We start from the raw sequence: 9,028 nt of genomic DNA on the forward strand, positions 1-9,028 counted from the left end.
GAGCGCGAAGGCTGGCCGCTTAGGTTGAGCGCGAAGACTGGCCGCTTGGGGCGGGCGCGGACGGGGTGCTTGGGCTAGGTGCGGAGGCCGGGCGCTGGGACCTGGGCGTTGAAGCTGGCAGTTGATCAGGGTGGTCGGTTCACGCAATGGAATCGGCCGCTATACACAATCGAAGAAGCCGCAATAACGTGCGGCAGATAGGCGAGGGCGGCGCACAATTGTGTGCCGCCCATGTCAAGTACGCACATATCTGTCTGCGCATGACATACATTTCCCCGGCTGGCGTGACTGATCGCTACAGCCCTGACACGCAAAGCGCCGACGCCCCGGTCCGGGCGGGCCGACTCGGCCCGGCCAACTCGGCCCGAGCGGTCCGGCCGGCCGGACCGCCCAGCCTGGACGTCCGGCCCAGCCCAGCCAGCTGAGCCCAGCCCAGCCAGCCGAGCCGAGCCAGCTAAGCCCAGCCAGCCGAGCCCAGCCAGCCGAGCCCAGCCAGCCAAGCGAACCAGCCCAGCCCAGCCGAACAGCCCAGCCGGCCCGCCGCGGGGAGACCTATAGGCGCAGCTGGGGCCAGTCGAGCAGGCCGTCGCCCAGGTCGCGGATCGTGGCGAGGAGGCCGAGGCGGGCGGCGCGGAGGGCTGGGTCGTCGGCCATGACGAAGACGTCTTCGAAGAACTGGTGGACGGGGGCGACCAGTGGCAGTGCTGCCTCGGTGAAGTGGGACAGGTCGGTGGCGGAGGGCAGCTCTGTGCGTACTGATGAGACTGCGGTGTGGAGGGCGACCTCGGCAGGCTCCTTGAGCAGGGCGGGGTCATAACGGGCTTCCGTGCCGGCCGGGACGATGCGGCGGGCGCGCTGGATGGCTTCGGCGAGGGACAGGAAGTCCGGGGAGGCGACCAGGCGGCCGAGCTGGGCCAGGAAGAGGTCGGCGACGGCGGGGCGGGAGGCGTGGGGCAGGACCGCGCGGACGCGGTCGACGGGGTGGCCTTCTTCGGTGAGGAGTTGTTCGAGGCGGCGGGTGAGGAAGTCGCGGGTGGCGTCGAGGGTGGCGGGGTCGACGTTGACCGGTTGCAGGGCGGCTGACTGGTCCAGGGCGGTGAAGAGGTCGATGGTGGAGAGGTCGGGGTGGGCGCGGTGGACGGCCAGGAGGCCGAGGACGGCGCGGCGGACGGCGAAGGGGTCGCTGCTGCCGGTGGGGAGGCCTACCGTGGCGGCGAGGCCGGTGATCAGGTCCAGGCGGTCGGCCAGGGACAGGAGGGCTCCGGGTACGGAGGACGGGAGCGCGTCGCCGGCGCTGCGCGGGAGTTCGGCCTCGTAGATCGCCTGGGCGACCTGGGGGAGTTCGCCGGCGTTGAGGGCGTAGTCCTCGGCCATGATGCCGGCCAGGCTGGTCATTTCCGTGACGAGCTGGGAGCCGAGGTCGAACTTGACCAGTTCGGCGGCGCGGGCGGTGTGGGCGGCGTTCGCGGAGGAGACCGATGCCGTCGTGGCGAGCTGGGCGGTGAGGGCGTTGATGCGGGCGGCGCGGTCGGCCATCGAGCCGAGTTTGTCGGTGAACGTCAGGCGGTTCAGACGGTCGCGCATGTCGGTGATCGGGAGGGCGCGGTCGGCGCGGTAGAAGAACGCGGCGTCCTCGTAGCGGGCGCGCAGGACCGCCTCGTTGCCGGTGCGGACCAGGTCGACGTCGACGGGGCCGTTGGCGACGGTGACGAACATGGGGAGCAGCGTGCCGTCGTCCGCGCGTACCGGGAGATATCTCTGGTGTTTGCGCATGACCGTGGTGAGGACGGCGTCGGGCAGTTCGAGGTAGCGCTCGTCGAACGTGCCGAGGAGCGGGGTCGGCTGCTCCACGAGATAGGTGATCTGGTCGAGCAGGGGGCTCTCGCCGGCGACGTCGACGCGGCCCTCGCCGTACACCAGTTCTTGCGCGCCCGAGACGATCAGCTCGCGCCGGTCCTCGGGGTCGGCGATGATGCCGTTGATCGAGATGGTCTCCATGAACGTCTCGGCGGAGGCGACGGTGAGGACGGGCTCGGCGGCCGTACGCAGCACCCGGGTCTCGCGGCCGGCGGACAGCGCCCCCACCGCGACCGGGATGATCTCGTCGCCCCAGAGCGCGACCAGCCAGCGGATCGGGCGGCTGAAGGCGAGCTTCGGGTCGTTCCAGCGCATGTTCTTCGCCGCGCGCAGACCGGTGACGACCTTCGCGAGCAACGGGGTGAGCACGGTGAGTGCGGCGCCTCCCGCGACGTGCTTCTGCACGACAAGGTGGGGTACGCCGTTGACGTCGGCGGTTTCCAGAGACTCGACGGGTACGCCCTGGGAGCGCGCGAAACCCTGCTGCGCCTTCTCCGGTGCCGTGGTCTTCGGGCCCTTCACGGTCTGCGTGTAGTCGGCTTCGCGCGCGGCCACGCCGGTCACGACCGCGATGAGGCGCCGCGGGGTGGCGTGGACGCGGACCTCGCCGTGCTCCAGCCGGGTCTGTTCCAGCTGGGCGGTCAGCTCCTTCTGCACATAGGTACGCGCTGAGCGCGCCTCGGACGGCGGAAGCTCCTCGGTGCCGATCTCGAAGACCAGCGTGCGCGGCCTGTCCTCGCCCTCCGCGGCGGGGGCGGCGGCGATCGCCTCGGGCTGTGGCTCGGCCAGCCCGAGGGGGTGCCCCTGCTCGTCGCGGCGGGCCACCCACAGTTTCGCGACGTCACCGGCGAGGCGGCGCATCCGGGCGAACTCGGCGGCCCGGTCGGCGGTGGAGACGGCGCCGCGCGAGTCGAGGACGTTGAACGCGTGCGAGCACTTCAGGACGTACGTGTGGGCGGGCACGGGCAGTCCCGCGTCGATGAGGCGCTGCGCCTCGGCGGCGTACAACTCAAGAAGTTCGCGGTTGGCGGCGACGTCGGCGTCGTCGAGGTAGTAACGGGACATCTCGTACTCGGACTGGCCGAACACCTCGCCGTAGCTGACGCCGGCGGCGTACTCGATGTCCTTGAAGTGGGTGACGCCCTGCAGCGCCATGATGATGCGCTCGATGCCGTACGTGATCTCGACGCTCACCGGGTCGAGGTTGAGCCCACCGGCCTGCTGGAAGTACGTGAACTGGGTGATCTCCAGCCCGTCCAGCCACACCTCCCACCCCAGACCCCACGCGCCCAGCGCCGGCGACGCCCAGTTGTCCTCGACGAACCGTACGTCGTGGGCGGCCACGTCGATCCCGATCGCGGCCAGGCTGCCGAGGTAGAGCTCCTGCGAGTTGCCCGGGTCCGGCTTGAGGATCACCTGCAGCTGCGTGTGGGTCTGCAACCGGTTCGGGTTCTCGCCGTAGCGGGAGTCGTCCGGGCGTACCGAAGGCTCGGTGTAGACCACGCGCCACGGCTCCGGGCCGAGCACCCGCAGGAACGTGGCGGGGTTGAGGGTGCCGGCGCCGACCTCGGTGTTCATCGGCTGGACGACCAGGCACCCCTGAGCGGTCCAGTACGCGGTGAGCCGGGCGAGCGCGTCCTGCATGGTGAGCATGGACCGGAAGTCTAATGAGCGATCACGTGGGTAAGAGGTTCCCATGCTGACGGGTGACCTCTACCGCTTCCAGGACCTGCTCCCGCCCTCCGAGGCCGCTGTCGTGTCGCGTACGCGTGAGTTCCTGGAGTCCCAGGTCACGCCGATCGCGAACGACTACTGGGCGCGAGCGGAATTCCCGTTCGAGCTGGTCAAGGGCTTCGCCGACCTGGGCATCGCGGGCTCCTCGCAGTCGAACCTGCTCTCCGGCTGGCTCGCGCTGGAGATGGCGCACGCGGACGCGTCCATGGCGACGTTCTACGGGGTGCACGCCGGCCTGGCCATGGGGAGCATCGAAACCTGCGGGTCGGCCGAGCAGAAGGAGCGATGGCTGCCGGCGATGCGTACGTTCGCCACGATCGGCGCTTTCGCCCTGACCGAGCCGACCGGGGGTTCCGACGTCGCCGCGGGCCTGCGCACCACGGCCCGCCGCGACGGCGACACCTGGGTCCTCAACGGCGCCAAACGCTGGATCGGCAACGCGACGTTCGCCGACCTCACCGTGGTCTGGGCCCGCGACCTCGCTGACAACCAGGTCAAAGGCTTCATCGTCGAGAAGGACACCCCCGGCTTCACGGCCACGAAGATCGAGAACAAGATCGCCCTGCGCATCGTCCAGAACGCCGACATCACGTTGACGGACTGCGTGGTCCCCGCCGATCATCTGCTGGAGAACGCACGCACGTTCAAGGACACGTCGAAGGTCCTGCGCGCCACCCGCAGCGGCGTGGCCTGGGAAGCGGTCGGTGTGATGCTGGCCGCGTACGAGATCGCCCTCGACTACGCGAAGGAACGAGAGCAGTTCGGCCGCCCGATCGCGAAGTTCCAGCTCGTCCAGGATCTGCTCGTCCGCATGCTCGGCAACGTCACCGGCTCCCTGGGCATGTGCGTACGCCTCGCCCAGCTCCAGGACGCCGGCGAGTTCAAGGACGAGCACTCGGCGCTGGCAAAGGCGTACACCACCACCCGCATGCGCGAGGTCGTCGGCTGGGCCCGCGAACTCCTGGCCGGCAACGGCATCGTCCTCGACTACAACATCGGCCGCTTCGTCGCCGACGCCGAAGCCCTCTACTCCTACGAAGGCACCCGAGAAATCAACACGATGATCGTCGGCCGCGCCGTCACCGGCCACAGCGCCTTCGTCTAGGTCGCGCCTCGCACCTGACATCCCGGTCCGCCTGGTCGTTCTCCGAGGAGAATCCATCATTCATGACGGCTCAGAGGCCCCACGGGAGGACCTCCGAGCCGTTCAGAATTACTCCAACACGCCCCGAAGCGCGAGTAGTAGGGCCGCAGCGCCTGCCACCTTCTTCCAGCCCTTCGGCAAAACGCCTACACCGCCGAGAGCAACGAAGACCGGGAGCCATTTGCCCACTTCGTCGCCGAAGGCGACAAGTGAAGTCTTGCTCATCTGATTCACCCCCTTTCCTTACTCGGTCCACTTTTGTCCGTCACCAGCGATGCGCTGGTGGTAGCCGTATCGAAGATCCACGCCCCGGGCGCGGGCTGCATGATTCCCGGCGCTATCTCCTCCTGAGCCGAACTCGGAACTGTCGGCTGCAAGGATTTGTATTCACCACGCCCGGCGCGGGCGATCTCACCCTCTCGAGCCATAACGCCCAGCAGGTTGCCAACGAGGTTGACTGGACGGGCACTCTCGGTCCGCCACCCGCGTGATTCAAGCAGAGCGAGCGCTCGACTGGCCGTCCAAATGCCACTCTCCGCGTTGATGGCGTCAAGCAAAGCCGCTCTTGCATGAACAGGCTCCGTCGTCGCGACGTTCGGCGAGGTCGGCTGGAGCAAACGGTCGACACGCTCCTTGAGGTCCGGCCATTGGCTACGGTCTTGCAACATCAAGAGGAACTCCGGCGGCTTTGTGTCGCCTGTGGCCTCTTTAACCTCGGCCTCCAATTCCTCGGTGAATGCCGACTCCAGCCGAGCTCTGACATCGACTGTGACCTGGTAGTCGCGCAACCGGTCTGCGGCACGTCGAGCTTTGAGAATCTGCTCGTGAGCGTTCTCGATTGCGGCCACTGCCTCGTCATGAAGCTTGACCTCCTCTCGGACGCCAGCCACCCGAAGCGCCGCCGCCCTGCGGTCCGCCCAGAGTGCTGCTGCAGCCACGCCAAGGACGGCAAGCGCTACCGCCCCTGCGTTTGTTGGACCGCCTACATCAGACACCTAAACCTCCACCGTCAGGCACACAATACCACCCCAGTTGAGTGTCAGTGACACATATTCTTGTGTCAGTTACAAAAGCCGGACTTGACAAGGCTCCCAAGCAAGCAAGATCGCCACAACCTCACGGGGCAGGCCCGGGCGCCTCGTCTCGCAGGTCGACGAGCGTTCGGGCGATTCCCGACTGGACGAAGCGCCGCGGTGAGAATCCTGGGCTGGAGAGCCGCCCGCCCGCACCCCCACTGACACCGCGAATCGTCATGAAAGTGATGGATCTACGTAAGGTCCTGAAGCGTGACAGCTAGCCGCCGCTCCGGGCCGAGTGTCCGCCGGTGTTCACGGACCGACCACGCGGGGTTCGCCCACCCGTGACCCACGTTGACGATCTTGGAGGGGTTGCCTTCCTGGGGAGATCCATCATGTTCGTGAGCCGTCGCACCTTGCTGCGCGCCGCCATAGCCGCAGCAGCCGCACCCGCGCTGCCGGAGTTCCTGACCGCCGCGCCCGCCACCGCCGCCTCGTCCACGACGGCCCAGGGCACGGCGGCGCAGGCCGTTATGACACAGGCTGCTCCGTCCACAACGGCACAGACCGCGGTCAAAGCGTTCGTCACGGACTACCAGACGAACGTGACCGCGAACCTGACGGTCGAGACCAACGCCGCCGTCAGGATCCTGTCCGGCATGCAGCGGCTCTGGCACACCGGCACCACCTGGGACAGTGGCACGGTGCTGGACCCGGCCGTGCTGCGGGCCAACATGCGCTACGTCGTCCGGGTCACCGGGAAGCGCACGCCGGAGCAGGCCGCTCGCGCGTTCATCCAGGACCGGCAGCACCAGAGCTACGCCGTCATCTCCGCGCTGGGCCCCTACGCCGCCGCGTACAAGGAGAAGGCCCTCGCCGTCACCAGCATCACCACGGCGCCGGAGTCCACCCCGCCGACCACCATCAGCGACGCCGTGCCCGCCGACGCCCCCGCAGGTTCCGCAATCGGGGCCGGCTCGCCCACCTCGGCAATGGGACAGATTGTCTCACTGGTGAACACGGTCCGCGGGCCGTTCGCCTCCGGGAACCCGAGCAAGGCCGCCTACCAGTACCCGCGGCCGTGGCGGATGGACGAGGACAGCGAGGTCGTGGACACCGGGGTGCTGGACGCCCTCGGCTACCCCGTCTACGACTCCGCGGTCAGCGTCGTGCCGCAGCTGCTGCGCCAGCGCGGCCTCGCACCGGCCGACGACGGCGGGTTCCCCAGCGGGCACACGAACGCGTTCCACCTCGCCGCGCTCGCCTTCGCCTACGCCGTCCCGGAGCGCTTCCAGGAGCTCGTCACCGCGGCCTTCGACCTGAGCGACACCCGCATCATCGCCGGCATGCACTCCCCCGCCGACGTCATCGGCGGCCGCATCCTCGCGACCGCCCTGGCCGCCGCCGCCCTCAACGACCCCGCGAACGCGATCCTCAAGGCCGAGGCCCGAGACCAGATCAAGACCACACTCCTCCCGGCCGCCCTGAGCAACGCGAGCCCCACATCCGGCCATGGCAGCGCGAGCCCCACATCCGGCCAGGGCAACGCGAGCCCCACATCCGGCCAGGGCAACGCGGCCGACCCTTACGCGGACCGGGCGGCCAACAAGCGTCTCGTGGCGGCCAAGCTGACCTACGGCCTGCCCCGCCGCCACGCGACCACGCCGATGACCGTCCCGCAGGGCGCCGAGGTCCTCCTCGAGACGCGCTTCGCGTACCTGACCGCGGACCAGCGTCGCGAGGTCCTGCGCACCACCGCACTCCCGGCCGGCTACCCGCTGCTGGACGGCCCGGAGAACTGGGGCCGCCTGAACCTGTTCGCGGCAGCGGACGGCTACGGCGCGTTCGACCACGACGTCGACCTGCACCTGGACGCCACATCGGACACCTGGCACAACGACATCACCGGCCGCAGCGCCCTGACCAAGTCCGGCACCGGCACCCTCACCCTGGCCGGCGCCAACACCTACCGCGGCGGCACGACGCTGAAGGCCGGCACCCTGATTGCTGCAGCCCCGTCAGCCCTCGGCACCGGCGAGGTCACGCTGGCCGGAGGCACCCTGCACGTGACCGAGGCGCTTCGCCTGCGCGGCCACTACCGCCAGCGCTCCGGCGTCCTGACCCTCCCGGCCGAGACCCGCGCGTTGACGATCGCGGGTGAGGCATCCCTGGCCGGCACCCTGGAGGTCACCGGTCGCTCCACCCGCCCGCAGACGCTCCTGACCGCCCACCGCATCACGGGCCGCTTCGCCCAGGTAACGGCCACCGACCCCGCCTACCGCGCCGAGGTCGCCTACACCCGCACCACAGTCACCGTTCGCCTGCACAAGCGCTGACCCGCCCGACCGAACAGTGCGCACCGCCCGAGCAAAGAGCACCACCGCAGCGACAGAGAGCACCACTCGAACGAAGAGCACCGCGGAAGAAGAGAGCACTGCCAGAACCGAGAGCACCCCCGTAAAGAGAAAGCACCGCCCGAACTGAGAGCACCGCCGTAAAAGAGAGCACTGCCCGAACGGAGAGCACCGCTCACGGGCGGTTGTAGAGGGTCCAGTGCGGCAGCGTCTCCAGTGACCGCGCATACCCTCGCAACGTCGTCCGGGCGGTCAGCCCGGCCAGGGTCACGTGTTCGACGGCCACCTGCCAGGCCTCGGCCGGGTCGGCGGGTGGCCGAGGGACGACGAAGCCAGTGGCCAGGCCGGCCACGGTGGGTTCGGCACCGTAGCGGTCGTACCAGCGGCGGCCCGCCGCCAGCATCGTCTCCGGGTCGGCTCCGAGGATGGTCCAGGCGGTGCCCAGGTAGGCGAAGACCGACCAGGGTTCGGGCCGCGGCAGGATGACCAGTGCTTCCGACTCACCGAAGCCGGCAATGTCGTAGTGCTCGGGGCCGAGGGCGTCGTCGTCACTGCCGGGTTCCCGTTCACCCAGCCAGCGGGCGGAGAGCTCGGCGATCCGCGCGTCCAGATCGAGGGACCCCGCGTCGGCGATCAGTGACGCAGGCGCGGCCTTGTGGTGGAAGTCCGGGTCGATGACCTGCTGGATGTCGTCAACCAGCACCGGGTAGTGGTCCGTCAGACCCGCACGGGCCGAGCGCAGGGCCTCGGACGACCGGCCTTCGACCCGCACCACGACGACCGTCGAGCCGTGGATGTCGTGTTCGGACGCCTCGTACCCGTCGAGGCCCGCGGCCCGCAGTAGATCAAGCATCGCCGGATGCCTAGAGGAACCGGAGCAACCAGGAACCGGAGCAACCAGAAACCAGAGCAACCAGAAACCG

The 9,028-nt window shown here is 69.1% G+C and carries 6 protein-coding genes; 2 read left to right on the forward strand and 4 right to left on the reverse strand.

Translation table 11 applies throughout. The features are described 5' to 3' along the window. Positions 1-552 precede the first annotated feature (552 nt). A complete protein-coding gene (locus tag Ahu01nite_RS27885; RefSeq protein ID WP_203839616.1) occupies positions 553-3,510 on the reverse strand; it encodes a glycine--tRNA ligase in 2,958 nt (985 codons plus the stop codon). A gap of 43 nt (positions 3,511-3,553) precedes the next feature. Between Ahu01nite_RS27885 and Ahu01nite_RS27890 the strand changes: the two genes are divergently transcribed. Next, the gene (locus Ahu01nite_RS27890) at positions 3,554-4,696 is read left to right on the forward strand and encodes an acyl-CoA dehydrogenase family protein (protein ID WP_203839617.1); all 1,143 of its coding nucleotides are present in this window, start codon (positions 3,554-3,556) and stop codon (positions 4,694-4,696) included. A 108-nt stretch (positions 4,697-4,804) separates the two neighbouring features. Here the strand turns inward: Ahu01nite_RS27890 and Ahu01nite_RS27895 are convergent, their stop codons facing one another. Together Ahu01nite_RS27895 and Ahu01nite_RS27900 are read right to left on the reverse strand one after the other, a co-directional pair. Then, positions 4,805-4,960: a hypothetical protein gene (locus Ahu01nite_RS27895; protein WP_203839618.1), complete on the reverse strand. Its 156-nt coding sequence runs from the start codon at positions 4,958-4,960 to the stop codon at positions 4,805-4,807. Positions 4,961-4,965: 5 nt separating this feature from the next. Continuing rightward, a complete protein-coding gene (locus tag Ahu01nite_RS27900; RefSeq protein ID WP_203839619.1) occupies positions 4,966-5,730 on the reverse strand; it encodes a hypothetical protein in 765 nt (254 codons plus the stop codon). Positions 5,731-6,146: 416 nt separating this feature from the next. Between Ahu01nite_RS27900 and Ahu01nite_RS27905 the strand changes: the two genes are divergently transcribed. Further along, on the forward strand, positions 6,147-8,087 hold the full coding sequence (locus Ahu01nite_RS27905) for a phosphatase PAP2 family protein (protein ID WP_203839620.1): 1,941 nt from the start codon (positions 6,147-6,149) through the stop codon (positions 8,085-8,087). A 193-nt stretch (positions 8,088-8,280) separates the two neighbouring features. On the opposite strand, the gene Ahu01nite_RS27910 is transcribed toward Ahu01nite_RS27905, so the two are convergent. Beyond that, the gene (locus Ahu01nite_RS27910; protein WP_203839621.1) at positions 8,281-8,958 is read right to left on the reverse strand and encodes a DUF4253 domain-containing protein; all 678 of its coding nucleotides are present in this window, start codon (positions 8,956-8,958) and stop codon (positions 8,281-8,283) included. Positions 8,959-9,028 lie beyond the last annotated feature (70 nt).

The organism is Winogradskya humida (assembly GCF_016862215.1).
GTDB classification, from domain to species: domain Bacteria; phylum Actinomycetota; class Actinomycetes; order Mycobacteriales; family Micromonosporaceae; genus Actinoplanes; species Actinoplanes humidus.

Bases quoted from the DNA above. Each gene is read 5' to 3' on its own strand.
- Ahu01nite_RS27895 (WP_203839618.1), bottom strand. From the start codon at position 4,960: ATGAGCAAGACTTCACTTGTCGCCTTCGGCGACGAAGTGGGCAAATGG.
- Ahu01nite_RS27905 (WP_203839620.1), top strand. From the start codon at position 6,147: ATGTTCGTGAGCCGTCGCACCTTGCTGCGCGCCGCCATAGCCGCAGCA.
- Ahu01nite_RS27885 (WP_203839616.1), bottom strand. From the start codon at position 3,510: ATGCTCACCATGCAGGACGCGCTCGCCCGGCTCACCGCGTACTGGACC.
- Ahu01nite_RS27890 (WP_203839617.1), top strand. From the start codon at position 3,554: ATGCTGACGGGTGACCTCTACCGCTTCCAGGACCTGCTCCCGCCCTCC.
- Ahu01nite_RS27910 (WP_203839621.1), bottom strand. From the start codon at position 8,958: ATGCTTGATCTACTGCGGGCCGCGGGCCTCGACGGGTACGAGGCGTCC.